21 protein-coding genes are annotated in these 22,000 nt (G+C 34.4%); all 21 read left to right on the forward strand.

Annotated features, from left to right (window positions below):
• The first annotated feature begins 7 nt into the window (after positions 1-7).
• The 21 genes from neuC to AQPE_RS01805 all read left to right on the forward strand — a co-directional run bounded on the left by neuC (position 8) and on the right by AQPE_RS01805 (position 21,951).
• A complete protein-coding gene (gene neuC / locus AQPE_RS01705; RefSeq protein ID WP_318349312.1) occupies positions 8-1,120 on the forward strand; it encodes a UDP-N-acetylglucosamine 2-epimerase in 1,113 nt (370 codons plus the stop codon).
• Between the two features lie 17 nt (positions 1,121-1,137).
• The gene (locus AQPE_RS01710) at positions 1,138-2,220 is read left to right on the forward strand and encodes a nucleotidyltransferase family protein (RefSeq protein ID WP_318349313.1); all 1,083 of its coding nucleotides are present in this window, start codon (positions 1,138-1,140) and stop codon (positions 2,218-2,220) included.
• Positions 2,183-2,617 (forward strand): YhcH/YjgK/YiaL family protein, encoded by a 435-nt coding sequence (locus tag AQPE_RS01715; RefSeq protein WP_318349314.1) that lies wholly within the window; start codon positions 2,183-2,185, stop codon positions 2,615-2,617. The genes AQPE_RS01710 and AQPE_RS01715 overlap by 38 nt, the downstream gene beginning before the upstream one ends.
• A 5-nt stretch (positions 2,618-2,622) precedes the next feature.
• The gene (locus AQPE_RS01720; RefSeq protein WP_318349315.1) at positions 2,623-3,624 is read left to right on the forward strand and encodes an N-acetylneuraminate synthase family protein; all 1,002 of its coding nucleotides are present in this window, start codon (positions 2,623-2,625) and stop codon (positions 3,622-3,624) included.
• 10 nt (positions 3,625-3,634) lie between these two features.
• Positions 3,635-4,441 (forward strand): cytidylyltransferase domain-containing protein, encoded by an 807-nt coding sequence (locus AQPE_RS01725; RefSeq protein WP_318349316.1) that lies wholly within the window; start codon positions 3,635-3,637, stop codon positions 4,439-4,441.
• A 114-nt stretch (positions 4,442-4,555) separates the two neighbouring features.
• Entirely contained in the window at positions 4,556-5,833 is a 1,278-nt protein-coding gene (locus tag AQPE_RS01730) for a lipopolysaccharide biosynthesis protein (RefSeq protein WP_318349317.1), read from the forward strand.
• Complete coding sequence (locus AQPE_RS01735; RefSeq protein ID WP_318349318.1) at positions 5,806-6,330, forward strand: acyltransferase; 525 nt, start codon at positions 5,806-5,808, stop codon at positions 6,328-6,330. The genes AQPE_RS01730 and AQPE_RS01735 overlap by 28 nt, the downstream gene beginning before the upstream one ends.
• 157 nt (positions 6,331-6,487) lie before the next feature.
• Positions 6,488-7,858: an O-antigen ligase family protein gene (locus AQPE_RS01740; RefSeq protein WP_318349319.1), complete on the forward strand. Its 1,371-nt coding sequence runs from the start codon at positions 6,488-6,490 to the stop codon at positions 7,856-7,858.
• A 35-nt stretch (positions 7,859-7,893) separates the two neighbouring features.
• Positions 7,894-9,246 (forward strand): glycosyltransferase family protein, encoded by a 1,353-nt coding sequence (locus AQPE_RS01745; protein WP_318349320.1) that lies wholly within the window; start codon positions 7,894-7,896, stop codon positions 9,244-9,246.
• 158 nt (positions 9,247-9,404) lie between these two features.
• Entirely contained in the window at positions 9,405-10,256 is an 852-nt protein-coding gene (locus AQPE_RS01750) for a glycosyltransferase family 2 protein (protein WP_318349321.1), read from the forward strand.
• Between the two features lie 252 nt (positions 10,257-10,508).
• Complete coding sequence (locus AQPE_RS01755; protein ID WP_318349322.1) at positions 10,509-11,528, forward strand: lipid II:glycine glycyltransferase FemX; 1,020 nt, start codon at positions 10,509-10,511, stop codon at positions 11,526-11,528.
• On the forward strand, positions 11,515-12,003 hold the full coding sequence (locus tag AQPE_RS01760; protein WP_318349323.1) for an acyltransferase: 489 nt from the start codon (positions 11,515-11,517) through the stop codon (positions 12,001-12,003). The genes AQPE_RS01755 and AQPE_RS01760 overlap by 14 nt, the downstream gene beginning before the upstream one ends.
• Positions 12,000-13,097, forward strand: coding sequence for a DUF354 domain-containing protein (locus AQPE_RS01765; protein ID WP_318349324.1), 1,098 nt, complete (start codon positions 12,000-12,002; stop codon positions 13,095-13,097). The genes AQPE_RS01760 and AQPE_RS01765 overlap by 4 nt, the downstream gene beginning before the upstream one ends.
• 77 nt (positions 13,098-13,174) lie before the next feature.
• Complete coding sequence (locus tag AQPE_RS01770; RefSeq protein ID WP_318349325.1) at positions 13,175-13,918, forward strand: polysaccharide deacetylase family protein; 744 nt, start codon at positions 13,175-13,177, stop codon at positions 13,916-13,918.
• Between the two features lie 67 nt (positions 13,919-13,985).
• The gene (gene wecB / locus AQPE_RS01775; RefSeq protein WP_318349326.1) at positions 13,986-15,197 is read left to right on the forward strand and encodes a non-hydrolyzing UDP-N-acetylglucosamine 2-epimerase; all 1,212 of its coding nucleotides are present in this window, start codon (positions 13,986-13,988) and stop codon (positions 15,195-15,197) included.
• Between the two features lie 259 nt (positions 15,198-15,456).
• Positions 15,457-17,001 (forward strand): sugar transferase, encoded by a 1,545-nt coding sequence (locus AQPE_RS01780; protein WP_318349327.1) that lies wholly within the window; start codon positions 15,457-15,459, stop codon positions 16,999-17,001.
• Between the two features lie 112 nt (positions 17,002-17,113).
• On the forward strand, positions 17,114-18,376 hold the full coding sequence (locus AQPE_RS01785; RefSeq protein ID WP_318349328.1) for a YjbH domain-containing protein: 1,263 nt from the start codon (positions 17,114-17,116) through the stop codon (positions 18,374-18,376).
• 31 nt (positions 18,377-18,407) lie between these two features.
• Positions 18,408-19,739: a CARDB domain-containing protein gene (locus tag AQPE_RS01790; protein ID WP_318349329.1), complete on the forward strand. Its 1,332-nt coding sequence runs from the start codon at positions 18,408-18,410 to the stop codon at positions 19,737-19,739.
• 90 nt (positions 19,740-19,829) lie between these two features.
• Complete coding sequence (locus AQPE_RS01795) at positions 19,830-20,498, forward strand: hypothetical protein (RefSeq protein ID WP_318349330.1); 669 nt, start codon at positions 19,830-19,832, stop codon at positions 20,496-20,498.
• Between the two features lie 82 nt (positions 20,499-20,580).
• Positions 20,581-21,321 (forward strand): YjbH domain-containing protein, encoded by a 741-nt coding sequence (locus AQPE_RS01800; protein WP_318349331.1) that lies wholly within the window; start codon positions 20,581-20,583, stop codon positions 21,319-21,321.
• 9 nt (positions 21,322-21,330) lie between these two features.
• A complete protein-coding gene (locus tag AQPE_RS01805; protein ID WP_318349332.1) occupies positions 21,331-21,951 on the forward strand; it encodes a hypothetical protein in 621 nt (206 codons plus the stop codon).
• The last annotated feature ends 49 nt before the right edge of the window (positions 21,952-22,000 follow it).

A 22,000-nucleotide genomic window follows, 5' to 3' on the forward strand; every position in this document is an offset into this window, starting at 1 on the left:
ACACCCAATGAAACGAATAGCCATTTTAACCAGTTCCCGAGCAGATTACGGAATCTATCTTCCGCTTTTGAAAGCGCTGGAAGATGATCCATTTTTCGAATTGCAAATTATTGTGTTCGGAACGCATCTTTCTCCTTTTCATGGCTATACAATTAACCAAATATTAAATGATGGGTTTGAAGTTTCTTTTCAAATCGAATCCATGCTTACAGGTGATTCTCCCAATGCTATTTCAACTGCAATGGCTCTGACTTCCTTGAAATTTGCCGACTTTTGGAAAGAACACAAAACAGACTTTGACCTGGTTTTCTGCCTTGGAGACCGTTACGAAATGTTTGCTGCGGTAACATCAGGGATTCCTTTCAATATACCATTTGCTCATCTTCACGGAGGGGAGAAAACTTTAGGAGCCATCGATAATATTTTCCGTCATGCCATTACCCTAGCAAGTAAATACCATTTTGTCTCCTGTAAAGAGCATGGAGAACGAGTAGCCGAATTAATCGAATCAAAAGATAACATTTTTGACATTGGAGCCTTAAGCCTCGATAAATTAAAAACATTACCTCTGCTATCAATAGAAGATTTCAATATCAAATTTGGCGTTAACCTGAATCAGCCAACCATTTTAGTTACAGTTCATCCGGAAACTGTAACTCCGGAAAAGAACCAGAAAAACGTTGAAGAATTGGCTGCCACCTTATTGGAATTGGAAAAATATCAGGTTATCATTACCCTCCCGAATGCAGATACCAATGGCACTCTTATCCGAAAAAAATTACTTCAATTACCTGCGGAATCAGTTAACGGGATATTCTGTTTTGAAAATTTAGGGTCACAGGGCTATTTCACGGCCGTGAAGTATTGTTCATTCCTTTTAGGAAATACATCCAGCGGAATTATTGAAGCAGCATCATTCGGAAAATATGTCATTAACCTCGGTAATCGACAGGAAGGGCGAAAACAAAGTCAAAACATTTATAATATGCCTTTCAATAAAACTATGATTGTACAATCTGTAGCAGAAATTGAAAATAATCCAGATTATCTTGGGGAAAACATTTATTATAAAGGAAACGCCGCCCAGACAATCTGTTTTTTCCTTAAAAATATCGATTGAATCTCCAGTAAAAAAAAATGAAAGAATTTGCAAAAAACCTGATAGATCATTCGGCAGGTGTTATCGAGGCTATGAAAAGACTCAACGATGTACCATCGACATTGACACTTTTTGCCATTGACGAACAACATCGCCTTGTAGGAACGCTTACCGATGGCGACATCCGCCGTGGTTTTATATCCGGTTTAACATTGAACGACAAAGTAGAGCGATTCATGTCCCTCAATTTTCAAAAGGTGTACAATGGTTTTAATGTTACCGATTTTAAACTAATTCGCGATCGGGGTATCAAATTGCTTCCTGTCCTGGATGAAAATAAAAGAATCACCAAAGTTTACGATCTAAAAAAAAGAAGAAGCATTTTGCCGCTTGAATGTATGATCATGGCAGGTGGCCGGGGTGAACGTTTACGACCACTTACTGATTTGACACCTAAACCTATGTTATTATTAGGTGGAAAACCAATTATTGAATACAACATTGACCGTTTAATTAGTTTTGGTATTGAAAAAATATACATTTCAGTGAAATACCTGGGACAACAAATTGTTGACTATTTTGGTGATGGATCATCTAAAGGGATTACAATCGAATATATTTGGGAAGATCAGTCATTAGGAACAGCTGGAGCTCTTTCTTTAGTTAATAAATTTAATACAGACTACATCCTGCTAATGAACAGCGACCTATTTACTGATGCAGATTTTGAAGACCTATATTTAAATGTACTTGAAAACAATGCCTTAATGGGTGTTGCTACTATCCCATACACAACAAAAGTACCTTATGGTATATTCACTGTTGACCAAAATAAAATTACAGCATTAAAAGAAAAACCAATCTTTACAAACTATGCCAATGCTGGAATTTATATTTTGAATAGACGGATTATTGATAAAATTCCTCTCAATACTTATTTTAACATTACTGATTTAATGGAACAATTAATTACGGATGGCCATTCCCTAATACATAACCCTATTGTAGGCTATTGGATCGATATTGGCCAGCATCAAGATTATTTAAATGCAAAGGAAATTATAAAACATATAAACAATATAAATGATAACAGACCAATTAAAAACACTATATCGATATAAAGCTCTTTTCCCTGAGCTATATAATTATCTACTACAAAATGATATTAACTCATTGGGATTTGGGAAACATGAAATTTCTGATACTTTATTTGTCTTAGTTAATGAATATGAAACGAATACTAATGATATTGATATTTTAGAAAATCACCTGAAGTATATCGACTTTCAAATAATTTTGGCAGGCTCAGAAAAAGTAGCATTGGCAGATTCTTATATAAGTATGCATAAACAATATGACAATGAAGCTGATTATGAATTGGTAAAAGCATATCCTTTTTTTTTGAATTTTACAAAAAATTCTTTTATGGTATTTTATCCTAATGAATACCATCATCCGGGAATAATTGCAAACAAACCTGAAAAAGTAAAAAAAATCGTATTCAAAATAAAAATCTAAATAAAATGTCAATTAAAATAATAGCAGAAACAGCCTGGCACCATGATGGTGATTTTGTTTTTTTTAGAGCATTAATCAAAGAATTGGTTTCTAAAACTAAAGCCGATTATATTAAATTCCATATTTCATTGGATGCCGATGAGTATATTTATACGGATCATCCTGCATACGAATGGGTTGTGGAGCGTATGTTCACAACCTCACAATGGACAGAAATTTTGAATTATACAATTGAAAATGGTAAAAAACCAATGCTATTGTTCAATGACATGAAGGCTATAGAATTTGGAATGCATTTTAATCCAGAGTTAGTAGAAATTCATTCAGTCTGTTTAAATGATTACAACTTATTGAATTACCTTAAAAGTAAAATTACTCAACAAACAGACGTGGTCTTAGGAGTAGGTGGTTCAACATTATATGAAATTGAAAATGCCATAAAAATATTAGAGTCTGGGAATATTGTGCTGATGCATGGATTTCAGAATTATCCTACAAATTATGCTGATATTAATTTTGGGAAAACAAAGAAGATCATGCAACTTTATCCAAAATTTAAGCACGGATACGCTGACCATACCGCATGGGATAATGAAAACAATATCCTGATCACCTTATTTGGCGCTGCTCTTGGAATGGATTTCGTTGAAAAACATGTAAGCACACATACGGGGAAAGGACGAACTGATTGGCAGGCTGCAATATCAATAAAGAACTTCAATGAATTGACCAAGAAACTCAAGATATGGGAAACCAGTTTTGGAAATGGATTACTTGAACTTAACGAAGGAGAGATTGCATATTCTGTTTTTGGCCCAAACAAAAAAGCAGCAATACTTATACATGACGTTGTAAAAGATGAAGAATTAGTAATTACCGAAATCAGTTTTAAAAGAACAGGGCAAGTGACTGATATGAATCAACTTGAACTTAAAAACTATATAGGCAAAAAATTTGTCAAAGACTTTTTAAGAGGACATTGTTTATCAAGCTCAGATTTCCAATAACAGTTAGAATATGAAAATAGGATTATTTATAACAGCCCGACTAAAATCGAGCAGGTTACCGTTAAAACTTCTCCTCGATCTTAATGGAAGAACAATTATTGAACGGGTCATTGACCGAGCTAAACAGATTACTGATGTAGATCAGATTGTTTTGTGTACATCGGTAAATAGGCAGGATAAGCCATTAACGGATATTGCTCTGAAAAATGATATCCACTACTATTTAGGAAGCGAAGAAGACGTTCTGCAAAGACTTCTTGATGCTGCTAAATTCTTTAGTGTAGATTACATTATATCTATTACAGGAGAAAATCCTATATTTTCTGTTGAATATGCAAATCAAACTATTGATCTGATTAAGAAGACTCATGCAGATTTTATTCAATTTGCAGGATTACCAATTGGTTGTGCTGTATATGGAATAAAAGTGAAAGCGCTTGAAGTAGTATGTGCAGTGAAAAAAGAGGTTGATACTGAAATTTGGGGGCCTTTAATCAACAGACCCGAGCTTTTCGATATAATACGCGAAGAAGTCCCTTCTTTCTATAATAGGCTAGACCTACGAATTACAAATGATTATTTTGAAGATTACCAGTTTTTAAATGCGGTATTTAAACATTTTGGTAAAAACGAAATTCCTTCATTATACAGTGTATTGGATTTACTTGACTTAAATCCTGAATATTTAAAAATTCATGGACATAGAATACAGGCAAGTTTATCAGAAGAACAATTGGGAAAGATTGATATCTACTTCAAAGAAAACTTAGTACGGATTAAAGAGATTAAAGCAGGGATATACAAAAAAATGATTTAAGTATATATAAATGAACTACTCCGCCGCAAGTGGACGGAGTATCAACCACAAAAAGCAAGATACGCCGCAAGCGGATGGGGAATTAACCCAAAAGAGATTAAATAGAAAAAACGAATGTTCTTAGACAATATAACAAAGACAAAATTATTTAAGCAAACTTTTACTTATACCATTATCAATATATTGGAAAAAAGTATGCCTTTTCTTATAATGCCTATATTAACAAGGGTTATATCAAAAGATGGAATGGGATATTATACATTATATCAGACCTTATTTAACATCCTTATTCCAATACTTACGCTTTCTATTGATAGTGCAATCCTTGTAAATTTTTATAAGCAAAGTAAAGAATCATTCCCAAAGTATTTTTCAACTGGTATTTATTTTTCACTTGCGATTTATTTAATTGGACTTATTACAGGTATTACTTTTTCTGAATCACTATCTAAACTATTTGGTTTGCCAACAATTTGGATTCAGTTAACCATGGTTATTGTGTTGTTGCAATTCTTTTCAGAACTCAGGAAAAACTTATGGAGGGTAAGTCGGCAACCTCTTCAATACGGTTATTATTCAGTTCCTTTGACATTTAGTAAAAATATTATAGGGTTGATTTTTGTTTTCTATTTCGGATATGGTTGGGAAGGTATAATATTAGGACATTTTATTGGGCAAATTATATTCTCGATATATGGTATTATTTCTTTTATTAAAGAGGGTTATATCCAGAAGTGCGTCGAAATTGATTCTATTAAAGACATGATTAAGTTTGGTGTACCTATTAGTATTCATAGGATAGGCGCCTGGCTGAGCAATGCACTAAATAGAGTATTACTAAATTCTATAATTGGGGTTGCAGCAACTGGAAGTTATGGTGTTGGTGCAACTTTTGGTGTCATTATTACTGTTATTGGCGATGCGATTTCTAAGGCATATGTTCCCTTTTTATATGAAAAGTTAAAAATATTTAATGAAAAGACTTCTGTTCAATTAGTTAAATTGATTTATGGCTATTATGGATTCTATCTTATATTAACATTTATAATGTTTATTGTTGGATATTATGGCGTTGGGCTCATATTTGGAGAAAAGTATCTTGATACACGAGCTTTTGTTTTCCCAGTAATATTATCAGCAACAATAAATGGTTTGTATAAGATACATGTGGATTTCATTTCTTTTACTAAGAAAACATATTTGATTGCTGCGACTACCATTTCCAGTGGTTTATTAAATATCTTCATCGCAAATCGATTAATTTCTTCCCATGGTATTATAGGTGCAGCTTATTCTGCTGTAATTATACAATTTTTAACATATATTGTTATTTTATATATTAGTAATAAAAAATTTAAATTACCATGGTTATATTTCATTTCTATAAAATAATAAAAGGATATCTTTCGAAGATTAAACAATATTATTTTACAGCAATAGTTAGATACAAGGCAGCAAAATGTTCAGGAAAAATACTTGTTATTAATCGTTCCTCTGTTACAACTAATACTTATTTAGGGAATAATGTTAATTTTCAAGGAATGTTAATAACAGGTAAGGGGAAAGTGGTTATTGGTGATAATTTTCACTCTGGTAAAGGATGTATAATCATGTCACATTATCATAATTACGACCATGGAGCAAAAATTCCTTATGATGATACTTACATTATAAAAGATGTTATAATTGAAGATAATGTATGGCTAGGTTTAAATGTAACACTATTGCCTGGAATAACTCTTGGTGAAGGATCTATTATACAAGCTGGGAGTATAGTCGTGAGCAACATTCCATCTCTTGCTATTGCAGGTGGACATCCAGCTAAAGTATTCAAATATAGAGACAAAGAACACTATTATCGGTTAAAAGAAGAAAATCGATTTCATTAAAATAATTCGAAGGAATATTATCTCAAGTGCCAATATATGATTAGCAGAAATAATCCTAAACCTAGGAATTATTGTGGAAAATATCAAAAAAGTCAATGCACAAAACAACGAAGTACCGATCTAAGAATTTGGAAATTAAGTTAATAATAGAATAAATATGTATTTTAATCAAAATAAAAATTCATTCATTTCTAATGTTACAGGTATAATAATCGTATGCATTTCATTTATTCCTCTTTATAACAGATATCTTACTCATCAAAGAGTCAATAGATATGACTTAAATTTTACAACTTTACTAATAGAATATTTATTAGTAATAATATTAGTAATTATATTTTTTAGCAGAAAACCTTTTAAAACAGAAAGTATTTTTGAAAAGAGAATAAGTTGGTTATCAAAAATTCTTGTTCTTTATGTTTCCTTGTCATTTGTTTCTTGTCTGTTTTCGAAGGATGTTTCAAGAAGTTTAAGTTTATTTGCCTTTGGAATGATAGGCCCGTTGTTTTTATATCTTATAATTGTTTATCGAACATCAGCCAATTTTTTTAATTTAAATTTATTAATCAGATCTTTTTGGATATCAAATATCTTATTTCTAATAATCGCCTATTTATTCGCATTTAGATATGGTTTTTCATCAGATTTATTAGAAGTTAGATCAGGAAAGAATATTTATGGTTCTAATTCTGTCATTGGTTCTATCTGTTTTCTATTACCTATAATATTTGTTAAAAATCAATATCTTCCAAAACTAAAATCAGCTAATGTGATTTTATCACTTTTTGGAATTATCTCTATAATATGGGTAATAATATCATTGTCAAGATGGGGATACGCTACATTATTCATTACCTATTTCTTAATATCCATTTTAATAAATAAATCTCTTTCAATTAAAAAGATAGTAATTGCACTAATTCTCTTTATCTTAATAATGATTTTAGTTCCAAGGCTCAATGATTTAATAATACATAGGTTTACTGGGAATACCTCTAATATTTCCATGGAAAGCGTATATGACAACACAAGTAAAGAAGGACGATTCGTAAGATGGGCAAATGCATATAGTATTATGGATAACAATTTGCTTTTGGGAATAGGTTTGGGTAATAATTATTTAGTTGATCCCTTTAAATCACCTGATGCTCATAATTTATTCATTAATTTGTTGTTAGAGCAAGGACTTTTAATATTTTTATCTTTTATCGCTATTTTTGTTGCTTTATATAAATTAGTTAAAAGTATTTCTAAACATTACTGTAATAACAAGCTAAAATATTTAGCAATCTCTCTTGGAATTGGGATTTTCGTTTTTCATTTTTGGAGCTTAACCGGAGGAAGTCATATTCAAGCAGCAGGCATCATTTCTGCAGTGAAAAACTACTATTTCTTCATTTCGATGGGGCTATTGGTTTATATTTCAAGACTCTTAGGTAAATTGAATAAAATTCAAGAAAGTAAAACAATTGAAATATCAGGCCATCAATTGACGGGATTCCAAATTACGCACCATCAAAAGATATGATGCAAGCAACAAAAAATTTAACCTAAAAGATTAACATGCGCAAAAAAAGCTCTATTGGGAATAGCATGAATTATATTTTTTTTTTGTTGCGTAATGAAGATTTGAATTTTTTATCTCAAATATCAGGCACAAAAAATTATAATTATCCTATAATCAGAGGCATTATTGTCTTTTTTGGAGGTTTTATAAAAAGCCTTAAGGATATGCGTTTAAAGATTAACCATCCCAATAAATATACGATATTCTTATACTGGAATTCAATAAACAATAAGAGTGTTATTGATCCAATATCTAATATCATTGATAATTCTGGTACAATCAGTTTTAAAAATAAAGCAGATATAAAATTATTTGGTTTTGGAGCTTATTTTATATCATTGCTTTATTTTCCAATTGTCCTTTATCAATACTTTAATGAAAAAAATAGTGGATTGAGAAATGTTTACAAATATCGATTTGCTTATGTATGGCGATCTTTCGGTTTATATATATATTTAAGAAGTTTCTTTTCATCATGTAAAAATAAAGTATTAGTTATACCGAACGACCATGAATTCAAAGCAAGGATAATTCGACTGGCTGCATTCGAAAAAAAAGTACCAACAGTTTATATACAGCATGCAAGTATATCACCTTATTTTCCACCACTCGATTTCGAATATGCTTTTCTTGATGGTGAGGATGCCCTTGAAAAATATAGTAAAATTGGAAATTCGGATACTATTGTTTTTTTAACAGGAAATGCAAAGTATGATGACTGGTTTTCGGTTATAAACAGATCTACAATTATTACAAATTTGGGAATATGCCCTGGAATCATAGATGGTGTAGCAGAAGTGCAAACACTGATAATTTTTATTAAAAGTAAATTCCCAAATATCAAACTTTTTTTACGACCACACCCCAGTGATAAGAGAATTGAAATATGGAAAACGATAACAGGGGATTTAAATGTTGAGATGAATGATTCAGTTCATTGTTCATCATTCGATTTTTTAAAATCGACCGACGCTATTATCGCATGTGAGTCGAATATACATTTAGAGGCAGCAATTTTAAATGTAATACCAATTTATTATAATTTTCAAGAAACTGTTATTTATAATGATGTTTATGGCTTTTTGAAAAAAAGGTTGGTTTATGATTGTCAAAAATCATTTGAATTAATTAACATTCTTCTTGATGAAATTTTAAATAGCAAACCTGATGTTAGTCATAAAATTAAACCTTATATTGATACAGCATCGACGAAATATCAAGGATGTTCAGCGAGTCTTATGGCAAAACTAGTTGTTGAGATTCAGAATAAAAAAATTGATTTTTCAATTTGGGAGAAATGTCGCGAATATCACAACATTAGGGCGTATAAATTAAGAATTGAAGTATGACAAAAATACATTTCTCGTCGTAACGATGATATCTGGAAAGCGCTGTAGTTTCATCAATTAAAATCACAGAGACTTACTTAAAACACAGAGACTTACTTAAAACACAATTTGTCACCTATACAAATACTTAAATTTTACCTCACAAAATACAATAAGTCATGAAACACATAGTAATAACACCTGTTTATAATGAAGAATTTTTTTTAAATACCTATATTCATTCAATTATAAATCAATCACTCCGTCCTAATGAATTAATATTAGTAGATGACAACTCATCAGACAACTCAAGTTTAATAATCCAAGAATTTGCAGAACATTATCCTTGGATTAGTTATATTTTTCATCAATCGATGAATCATAAAGCACAAGGGGGAAAAGTGATTAATGCTTTCAACTATGGATTAGAACAGACCGACTTAAATGATGTAGATTTTATTTCGAAGATCGATGCCGACTTGGAATTACCTCCCAACTACTTTATGAAAATAGGACAAGCTTTTAAAGAGGACTCAAAAGTTGGAATTTGTGGTGGAATTATTCAAGAATTGCAAGAAAATCAATGGATAAATATACGCGCTGCTTCTTACCATATAAGAGGAGCATTAAAATCGTATAGACGAGAGTGCTTTGAACAAATTGGTGGTCTTATACCTGTCCTTGGCTGGGATGGTTTGGATGAAATGAAAGCAATGCATAAAAAGTGGACTACTAAAACAATAGACTCTTCTGTCAAGCATTTTCGCCCAGCCTCTAAGGATTATGATCCTGTTAAGTTAAACTATGAACGTGGAGCAGCCAATTTTTTAAATGGGGGTAATTTATTCTTGGCCATAATTCGCTCAATTGTTAAATGCAAAAAAAAACCATTCATAAAAGTTGCTTTCTCATTTGCAAATGGTTACTTGGCATTATACTTAAAAAAGGATGAACGTAACGTTGATCCTGCATTAGCAAAATTTATCAACCAATTTCATTTTAAAAGATTATTAAAACTTAGAAGATATTGATTTAAAATAATTTGCAAATATTATTCTTTTAAATTAGTATTTCTGACGTCATATGTTTATTTGAAAATGAGTCAGGGCATTTCATTTCCAGCTTTGAACCTGAAGAATTAAGTAATAATATAAAATTTGCACTCGATTATTCCGGGAATAATAGAAAGACTAAGGAAGAGACAGAATTATTTCTTTAAACTTAAATTCAGAAAAGATAGGAAGTAAGATTATTCGTATATACAAACAAGTGATTGAGAAGTAATGAATTTAATAACTGAACCAGAAAATATTGAAAAAAAGAAATGGAGTGATTTTGTTATGAATCATCCGAATGGTAATATTTTTCAAACACCAGCTATATTTGATTTATATGATAAAACCCCTAAGTATGAAACTGTATTTTGTGCAGCACTTGATAGCCGCAATGAAATAGTTGGTTTAAACCTTGCGATCATACAAAAGGAACACTTTGGAATATTTGGCCAGCTTTCGGCACGTTCAATAATATGGGGAGGCCCACTTATTAAAGAGGAAAATCCAGAAGTACTTGATTTGTTATTAAGAAAATATAAAGAACAAATACATGATAAGGCTATTTATACACAATTCCGAAATCTTTGGCAATGGAGTGCTTCAGAAAGATCTGTGTTCGAAAATAATAGTTATGAATATATAGACCATTTAGACATTTTGATAGATTTAAAAATTGATGAGAATAAGTTATTTAATAATTTCCATTCGGGAAGACGAAAAAATATCCGAAGAGCAGAAAGGATTCCATTGGTATTTGAACAAGTTGTTGATGCTAGTGAAATAAAGCAATGCGAACTACTCGTTAAAGAAACCTATAAGCGAGTGAAGCTGCCATGTCCAGATAAATCCTTTTTTGATAATGCAAAAACTAATTTGTGTGAAAATGGCATGTCAAAAATATTTGCCGTTAAATATCAGGATCAAATCATAAGTTGTCGTTACGAATTATGCTACAAAGATCTTATTTATGATTGGTATGCTGGCACTTCAGAGACACATCTTGATAAGTATCCAAATGATTATCTTCCTTGGAAAATTCTCCAGTGGGCAAAAGAGAACAAGTATTCAACTTTCGATTTTGGTGGTGCCGGTAAACCTAATGAACCTTATGGGGTGCGAGAGTATAAACTCAAATTTGGGGGGGAATTGGTTAATTATGGACGATTTGAAGCAATTCATAAACCTAGGCTAATGAAACTTGGAAAATTAGGATTTATTATATATAAAAAAATAAATGGCTTACGCTAATACTTCAAATTACAAACAGGTCTCGTTCTATTATAAATTCAAATCAAAAATTGGTAAGATTTTAGCACAATATGCTCCATACTATAAAATGAGGATATTTGGCATGAAATTATGCGGTTTTTATGTTGGAAGTCAGACTTATATTGGGCAGGATTTAATTATTGCAAGCTTAATTTCCGAAAAATCTTGTCATTTAAAAATAGGAGACAGGGTTGCATTAGGCCCCCGTGTTACCATTATCCTATCTTCAGACGCTAATTGGTCAAATTTAATGAAACATATTGAGCCAATCAAAGGAACTGTTATCTTAAAGAATGATTGCTGGATTGGTGCTGGTGCAATAATTTTGCCAAATGTATCAATTGGAGAATGTTCAATTGTTGGCGCTGGCTCTGTAGTAACAAAGGATGTTCCTGATTTTACAGTTGTAGCAGGAGTGCCAGCTGTAGTAATAAAAAAACTAAATATTTCATGAAAACTTTTCTCTTTGCATTAGGTCATCCTGCACATTATCATTTGTTTAAAAATATTGCAAATATGTTGAAAACAGATGGTCATAAGGTTATTTTTGTGATTACCCCAAAGGATATTCTTGAAAATCTAATGATTTTAAATAATGAAGAGTATTCTGTATTGGCAAAAAAGAAAGTAAATGAAAATATTCTTTCAAAAATAACCAAAGTAATTTTTTCTACAAAATCTCTTTGTAAAATAGTCAAATCGCAAAATGTAGACTTATTAATCGGTTGTTTGCCTCAAATTGCCTATTGTGGTAAAGTTCTTTCTATTCCATCAATATTTGTAGGAGAAGATGATTTTTCGATTACTTGGATGCAAGGAATAATAACATACCCATTTGCTAATCATATACTTGCGCCAAGTTCTACGAATGTTAATCCTTTTAGTTTTAAAAAAATTGCTTATCTTGGTTATAATGAATTAACATATCTTCACCCTAACCATTTTATTCCAAATAAAGCAATTGTTGAAAAGTATTTTTCGACTGTAAAACCATATTTTATTCTTCGTTTTGCACAATTAAATGCCTATCATGATTTGGGTGTCAATGCAATTAACACTCAGACAGCTCAGAAACTGGTTGATATTTTAAATCCTTATGGTGATATTTATATCACTTCTGAAAGGGAGCTTGAACCTCAATTTGAGCAATACCGGATTAAGATTAACCCCTTGGATATGCATCATGTTATGGCATTCGCCAGTCTTTATATTGGAGATAGTCAAACCATGGCTGCAGAAGCCGGGGTATTAGGTACTCCTTTTGTTCGATTTAACGATTTTGTTGGCAAAATTGGTTATCTTAAAGAACTTGAGGACGTATATAAGTTGGGTTTTGGTATTAAAACCAGTGAAGTATCAAAATTATACTCAACAATTGAGGAATTATTGCAGATGGCGAATAGGCGTAAAATATTCCAGAATAGAAGAGCGACCATGCTTTCTGATAAGATTGATTGCAGTGCATTTTTCACCTGGTTTATTGAGAATTATCCTGAGAGTAAAAGAATCTTAAAAGCAGATCCAGATTACCAATTAAATTTCAAATAATATCTTCAAGCGTACATTGTTGTTGTTTCCATTAAATTCATAGTAGAAACATTTATACTTAGACATAATTTCTTGCTATGGATTTTACTATTAAACAATACCAGAGCCTCATTGGTACCCTTAAAACACAGACGTATTTGTTTCAAACATTTGAATCGTCTCTGAAACACATCAATAAAAGAGCCATTATCCTGCGGCATGATGTAGACTTGTTGCCACGAAACTCTTTGAGATTTGCCCAAATACAAGCCAATTTAAACATTAAAGGCTCTTATTATTTTCGTGCAGTTCCAGAAAGTTGGGATGAACAAATAATCAAAGAAATAGCCAATTTGGGCCATGAGGTAGGTTATCATTATGAAACCATGGATACAACAAATGGTGATATTGATAAAGCATGGGATCAGTTCAGAACTCATCTGGATGAGTTGAGAAAATTGACCGATGTTGAAACCATTTGTATGCATGGTAGTCCACGTTCAAAATACGATAACAAGCAACTTTGGGTGAAATATGATTACAAAACTCTTGGATTAATTGGCGAACCCTATTTTGATATTGATTTTAGTAAGGTAGGCTATTTAACGGATACAGGCAGGCAATGGAATGGCAATAAAGTAAGCATCCGCGACAAAGTTAATAGTTCGTTCAATTTCAATTTCCGTTCAACCCAAGATATTATTCGTTCAGTTAATCAGTTGCCCGATCAGATCATGTTCACCTTCCACCCTCAGCGCTGGAACGATAATTGGTTCCTCTGGACCAAAGAGTTGGTACTGCAAAATGTAAAAAATCAGGTCAAGCGAATATTGATTCGCTGACTTAATTACGAATATTTTTCTTTGATTTTTTAAAGTTAGGATTATTAAAAAATAGAATAGATACATTATGAAGATTCTTTCCGTAGTAGGAGCCCGTCCTAATTTCATGAAAATTGCCCCTTTTATTCATGCGATAAACAATTTTAACAGAACGAATAACGAAAAAATTGAACATGTTTTGGTGCATACCGGTCAGCATTATGACGACCGCATGTCGAAGACTTTTTTTGAAGAACTTTCAATTCCGGAAGCAGATATTAATTTAGGAATTGGTTCAGGTACCCATGCGGAGCAGGTAGGCCAAACCATGATTGAATTCGAAAAAGTACTGAAATCGGAAAAACCCGATTGGGTGGTGGTGGTGGGCGATGTGAACGCCACACTGGCCTGTTCGGTCACCGCCAAGAAAGAATGGATCAAGGTTTGCCACATTGAGGCAGGCTTGCGTTCAGGAGACATCAAAATGCCGGAGGAAGTCAACCGTCTGGTTACAGATCGCTTGTCCGACCTTTTGCTCACCCCCGACAGATTGTCATCCGAAAACCTGAGAAAGGAAGGCACCGCGGAAGATCGTATTGTTTTCGTGGGCAACATCATGATTGATACCCTGGAAACCAACCGGGTCAAAGCAGAGGCAATGAGTATTCAGGATATCATCCATCGGAATTTGCCAGCGGGTTATCAATTGAAAACTGCTGTGCCTGCTGATGAAAATTATGCGCTGATGACCTTGCACAGGCCGTCGAATGTCGATTTAAAAGAAGTTTTCGAACCGATCATGCGTTTTTTGATGGATGAAGTCACCAAAGACTTAACCCTCATTTGGCCGGTTCACCCGCGTACCATGAAGCAAATGCGGGTTTTCGGACTCTACGACGAGATTGTCAATCGCCTCAGAATAATTTTGCTTGAACCTCTTGGCTATTTCGATATGTTGCGTTTAAACAGTGGCGCACGGGTTATGCTCACCGACAGTGGTGGTTTGCAGGAGGAATGTACCATACTGGGAACATCTTGCCTCACACTCCGCTGGAACACCGAACGGCCAATTACTTTAAAGGAACACGGTGGGGCGAGTGTTTTGGTCGGGAACAATGTGGAGCGAATCAGAGAAGAATACCGTACTGCTCTTGCAAAAGAACGAACACCGATTCGTCCTCAACTCTGGGATGGTCATACATCTGAAAGATGTTTGCAAGCAATCCTGAACGTTTCAGAGAAATTTGCTGATAAATCGGATCACCTCCCAATCTCAGTACTGGAAAGACAACTTATATAAATGATCAAAAGAATTTGTTGATTAAAGTGAAATTGTTTTCTACGTTTCCGTTACACTTCGACTCGTCTACGAAAGGGCCTTGGGGTGAATTGGCAATCACATTCTATTGTTTTATTGGATTTTAAGATTGTATACTCGTTATTCAATGCGGGTGGGCTTCACTCTGTTCACAATGATTGATTAACGCCGCTTCTCGGAGTATGCCAGATTTAAACTGCACCAATTATCATTCCCAGTCCAAAAACAAATCCACATTTTTATGAGTAGAAAAACTACTTTATTCTATGCTGCCGATATCAGCTTAGTTACACTCTCATTTTTACTTCTGATCTGGGCAAAACCAGCTTCGCTACGGGTTTATCTTCCGCAATATTTCGAGCCTTTTGTCATATTCCTGTGTATCTGGCTCGTTGCTTCCATACCAACTAAAAAGTATTCGGTTAAAGGAAAGGAATCCTTCAACGATTTCATGGTGCCTGTCGTTTTAAGTGGCTTTATTACCCTGGGCGTTGTCTGTATCTTAATTGTTGGATATAATCGTTTTGCTTATTCGAGGATGATTGTTTTCGGTACACTTGCACTTTCAGGGTTTCTTGAGATTTTACTCTTTTCGTTGTATTATTATTACCGGAAACTAAACAGAAGTTCGGATAATTTCGAATCGGTAATGTTCTACCTGAAGCAGTTGGAAACACAGCCTACCTCAACAAGTTACGTCTCTTTATTTGAATCTGACCACGAAGAAGATTATCCGGTTCATAACCTTCTTCATTATAGGGAATTTTTGCTGGAGCAAACCAGTGAACCGGTATATCAGTTTATTTGTCGCCATGTTGAGGAGATCAATGACCGTACCCTGGTACTTTCAACTACTTCGCACTTCGTTGTTGAAATGACATCAGGCTTGTCGAAAGTAATCATTAATCTCCAGCCGACCAACGACATTAAGCGTGTCAATAAGTTTTTCGAGATGGTAAACACCAAACTTGATGTTGGTGGTTTGTTTATTGGATGTGTAATTACCAATGAAATACGGAAAGCGAATATATTCAGGAAATACCCCTGGGCTATCAAGCACATTATTTATTCCATCTATTTTATTTTTAAACGTATATTCCCGAAACTACCATTACTTAAGAAAATCTATTTCTTCATGACCAATGGTTTCGACAGGCCCATGTCAAAAGCTGAAGCGATAGGCAGGCTCTACTGTTGTGGTTTTGAGGTATTGGAAAACCAGCAGTTTTCGGATCGTCTGTTTTTTGTGGCGCACAAAACCACCGAACCCACCTTTGATCTGAAGCCGACATACGGGCCTCTGATTAGCCTGAAACGAATAGGAAAAAATGGCAAGATTATACATGTATATAAGCTACGTACCATGCACCCTTACGCCGAATATATTCAGGAATATGTTTTTGCCAAAAACCAACTTCAGGAAGGCGGAAAGTTTAAAGATGATTTCCGGATTTCGACTTCTGGCCGTATCCTCCGTAAATTGTGGATTGACGAACTACCTATGCTGTTCAATATGTTGATGGGCGATCTGAAACTTGTTGGAGTAAGACCATTGAGTCGACATTATTTTAATTTATATTCGAAAGAACTTCAGGAACGACGCATGAAACACCGGCCAGGCCTGGTGCCTCCTTTTTATGCCGATATGCCTGTCACTTTGGATGAAATCATGGCATCCGAGTTGAAATATCTTGCAGCTTACGAAAAACATCCTTTTAGAACGGATTGGATCTATTTTGGGAAGGCGTTCAATAACATTCTGATCAAACGAAAACGGAGTAATTAGCTGTTGAATACCAAGTTTTACATTTAATATCACTCTCTTTCAGCAGATAATTAGGGTATCTCATATCCAGCCTTATAAAATCATTCGCTTGTCAGCGCCTAATTAACTTTTTGTGAGATACATTGTATTTCTTTCTATCTGGTTTATAAGCTTTATACCATTTGGGGTAAATGCACAAGAAAGCCATAAGGCATTAGACCAAAAGCTAAACAAAATGGGTTTTGAGAATATTCGCAGCTACTCGCTGGACAACCGGATTTTCATTGCTCTTGAAAATAACATTTACCGTTGGGAGATTGATGCCATTGTTACGGCGCTCGATACGATAGTAGCCTACTCCAATCCAGAGTCACAGATTTCGCTTTACGTGCTTAAAAATGACATTCCTCAGTTAGAAATTCGAGTTCCTGCCAGATTATGGTTGCAGTACCGTTCGGGTAAAATTACAAAGTCCAAATTATTGGATGCTCTGCAGGTCGATTGCAGCATTGACGAAGACTGGAAATCTTTGAAAAGAGGGGTTGGTTTAAATTCAAATGTAAACAAAATTGATTTGGTGATTTATCTGCAGTTTGCTATTCAAAACCGGCTACTGACTCAATTGTACGAAATACAGTTTAATATAGCTCCGGCAGTGGAAGTATCCTTGTGGAAAGGGATGTTATTTACCGGGCAGATCATTTTCCCTCTGAAAAACGATTTGGAAGTACTGGATATCAAAGAGAATGTGGATTACAAAAGTCGTAATTTTTTATATGCCTCACATGAAGGCGATTATATCCGGCTCGGTTTTATGACTATTTCTCAGGATATTCGCTTGCCACACCAATGGTTTGCGAACCTGACTCTCGGCAATTTTAATGCCCACCGTTACGGTATGAATGGACAGGTCGATCATTTTTTTAAGGGAAACCAATGGAGTATCGCCGCTAATGCCGGCTTAACCGGAAGTTCGCACTTTTTGCAGGGACAATGGGTTACCAGCCCAATAAATACCTTTACCTGGCGGTTAACGTCCGGGTATTTCTACCCCCGATTCAACCTCCAGTTAGATTTAAGCTATGGAAGTTTTCTGAATAATGACAAAGGGTTCCGTGCTGATTGCGGCCGACACTTTGGTTCTACAACCATTGGTTTTTATGCCATGCATACAGGAAGCGATTTCAATGGCGGATTTAAATTCACCATTCCTTTTCCAACAGCCAAACGAACCCGGAAACACACCCTCAGGATAACGACACCAAAATATTTCGACTCGGACTACAATGCCGGATACGCGGTGTATTATGGCAAAGATTATGAAACACGGCCCAACGAAAATCAAACGGAACACTTTAATAACCCTGTCTTTATAAAAAGTCAGTTAACTAAATAGTTTCTTAATTCATTCATAAAAATGCATCCCTATGAAAAAATCAATTTTTAAAACAATTGCAGCAATTATGCTATTTTCCTTTGCATTAAGTGCAGTCTTGCTTAATAGTTGCAAAAAAAACGTAGGCGACGTATATGACTACGCTCCGGTGGTACTAAATCCCGACTTTGAATTATTAACGGTTGATTATGCTTTCGACAACGAAGCGCTAAATTCAGAAAGTGGAGTATCTTTTAAGGTAGCCTATAAAAACATCGAAATTACGCAAACAGCTTACTCTTCGGTATTAAACTTTTATGTTGATGGTAATATTCAGCAAAGTGCTTTGCTTAAAGACTTGGCAGGAAACACCAAATATGAAACCGTTTTCGATTGGCAAGCTATTGCCGGACAGCATGATTTTAAGTTTGAGATTAACCTATCGTCAAATGGAAGTAAAATTGTTGAAGAAGCGAATACGACGAACAATTCGCAAACGACAAGTCTTAATATTGCGGTAAAAAATTTGGTAGCAGCAAGTGAAGTTGTTGTGGAACCTTCCGTTGTTAATCAAGCTATTGCCGCCGATCCTGAAGGGGATGTGGCAAATGTACTGGACAGTGAAGGAATCGCTGTGGCCACTTCGGTTGACGCTGTTAAAACAACCTATTCTGATAATACAACAGCCATAGTTGCTGCTGTTGAGAAAAATGATGGAACGATTGATGAAACCAAAGTCATTTTATCTGTTACAAGTAATTCCGGGGTTCACCAAGGTCAAAAACAGGAAGCAAACACTACGCTGGTTATCGAAACCTTAGTCACACAAGAAGAAATCTCGTTTTATAATGCAAAGGAAAAGCTGACCTATAAAGACGGAACCCTATCTTACACAAGTCTGAAAAATGCCAAGGTAGGATGTACTGAACCAAGTAATCTACAAGCATTCTTTGCAAATCAGGTGGCAATAAATGCCTTTACTGATGCGGTTTTGTCAGCTATTAAGCAGTTAGGTGTCGCAAACGGACTGGCTGCCGCGCCCGAGATTCTCATTTCAGTTTTGGAAGCCTTTAACCTAACCCAGGGTAACATCGATAACCCTCCAACTTATACTGTTGAAATCACAAACTCATCAACAATTTGTTCTGACGATTGTATAACTGGACTTGTAGTGAAAACATATTCCTATCCAGGTTTCGTATTACATTTTTCAGATGACAGGGGAACAATACCCTCCATTACAAAAGAGCCCAATTGCAGTAAGTCAAATAATGGAACATATACATTTGAAGACTGTGGGGGAAATAAAGTTTCGTATATATTTAATTCAACCCGACCTGTAATCGCAACAAAGACTCCTTGTGTTGCGAATGTACATAATTAGAGTATATCTGTAAAAGCCGGATGTGCTATTATAACAACAAAATTCAATCGAGCACAAGAGTGCATTGTTAAACTTTTAAAAGAAATAAAAATGAAAACAAATATAATTTCAATCACCTTTCTGTTTTTACTAATAACAACAGTTGGTCTGGCACAAGACCAGAAAGTAATATCCGACGAGTCAGTCGAGAATGCGTTTACCATTCACAGTATTAATTTTACAGCAGGTTATTATTCGCCTGAGATGGATTACTGGAACGATACTTATCTGCCTTCCAAAGGCATAACCGAAACTTTTGGTGGAAACCTTGCAATAGGGGCGAACATTACCTTTTTGTTGCCCGCTAATTTTCGTACCCGTGTTGGGGCTTCAATCTGGTCGGGAGAAGTAAAAGGTACATCTGTTTCGTCTGTTGATGGCTTAAAAATTGGATTAACCCGTTTCAATTTAGGGCTTTTATATGCTCCTAGAAGTATTGCATTAAAAGGTTTTCAACCTTATCTTGGCGTTGAAGGACAGGAAAATCTGATTAAAAATACCTACGATATTAATGGCACCAGTCTAAGCCAGCAGGGTCATGATATATCGTTTGCTCCCGTACTTGGATTTGACCGTTCCTTTGGTCATTTTAATTGCGGTCTTGAGGCTAAATGCAACTTGGGAAATTACACTCAGGAAGAAGCCAATCAAGGAACGGTGGAACACGAAGTTTCTATTATTGGTGCTGAAGTATCGCTATCAATCGGTTATAAATTCTGAATGAATTGATCAATGTAAATTGTTCCGGTATCCTCTTCTAGGATACCGGAACAATTTCGAATAGCATCAAAAGATAATAAAAGTGGTTTGCATCCTAGAAACAGTTCTTTTTCTGCGAATATATCGTTCTGCCTTCCTCTTGTTCTTATTATTGCAGTTAAGCATAGCAGTAAAAGCACAACTAGCATTGGGTTCATCTGGTTTGCTGAATATTCCACAGGGGAGTATCTACCCGGATAAAACACTGATAGTAGGAACAAATTATCTGCCCTATGATAAGTCTACAATTATACGCACATATACTACCTATAATACAGTTAATTACTACGCAGATCTGACCTTTTTGCCATTTCTGGAAGTAACCTACCGGATGACACTGCGAAAAGATACATACGGGACCAATCGAATTGGAGGCCAGGATCGTTCCGTAGGACTGAAATGTCAGCTTTGGAAAGAAAAATCACTTCTTCCTTCTTTACTAATCGGGTTAAATGATGCTTATACGCATCTTTCGGAAGGTAATCAATATTTTGCAAGTACTTATTTGGTTTCAGATAAAACGATCCGAACAGGTTCTCATACCTTTAGATTAACGATGGGTTATGGATTTAATGTCGGACAAAGCAAGCGCCTAAAAGGTCTGTTCGGTGGAATCAGTTACATTCCTCAAGGTTTTAAGTCACTCACCCTGATGGCCGAACACGACACTCGGCATATCAATATGGCTGGTTCAATGCTTCTTTGGAAACACCTTTCTATTTATGCCGGATGGTATGGTATAAATAAACCGGCAGCTGGTCTTTCTTATCGACTTCTGCTTTAAATTAATATTATGATTGGATGGTCACAATTATTAAAAAGAATGTCCTTTTATCCGGATTGTACTTCAAGTGAACCTGTTGATTTATTGGGAGGAACAATGTTTCTCCTTCAGGAACTTGTAAAGAAATCCCTATCAAAAGATAAAACTCCTCTTCTTGAAGAAATTCTGTTACCATATGGGATGCCAATGGGAATTAATAATCAGCAAGTTTTAAAGTTTCTGAGAAACTACAAGATTTTTGCTCAATATGATCTATCTATTGAAATGAATCATCGTTACAAGGTTTACTTTGTTAAAATGTGGTTTAATCAGTTGTCTCTTGATGTGCAGTTTCACTTGATAGATAATCAGTTGTATCTTTCAAAAACAGAATTTTTAACTCGATTGAATAGCAATCAGTATGAATGTTTTTTGAATGGATTTTTAGGCTTAGATTATCATCTTGATAAATATATCGGGATTCTGCCATATTTTGTGAAAGATCAACAATCCACTTTAATTAGGATACATAATTCTAAAGGATATCCTTCTGTGACCTATTACTCGGGAGATAAAAAAGTACAAACAAAAATCGAATCCATAGTAAAACAACAAAATCTGCTTAACTTTTCCAAAAAGCAAATTAGTTGAATTATCCAGCATATTTACAATCTTTTGGTAACGCTTCATTTAGAATTGC

The sequence above is a fragment of the Aquipluma nitroreducens genome (assembly GCF_009689585.1).
In the GTDB taxonomy this organism is placed as follows: Bacteria; Bacteroidota; Bacteroidia; order Bacteroidales; family Prolixibacteraceae; genus Aquipluma; species Aquipluma nitroreducens.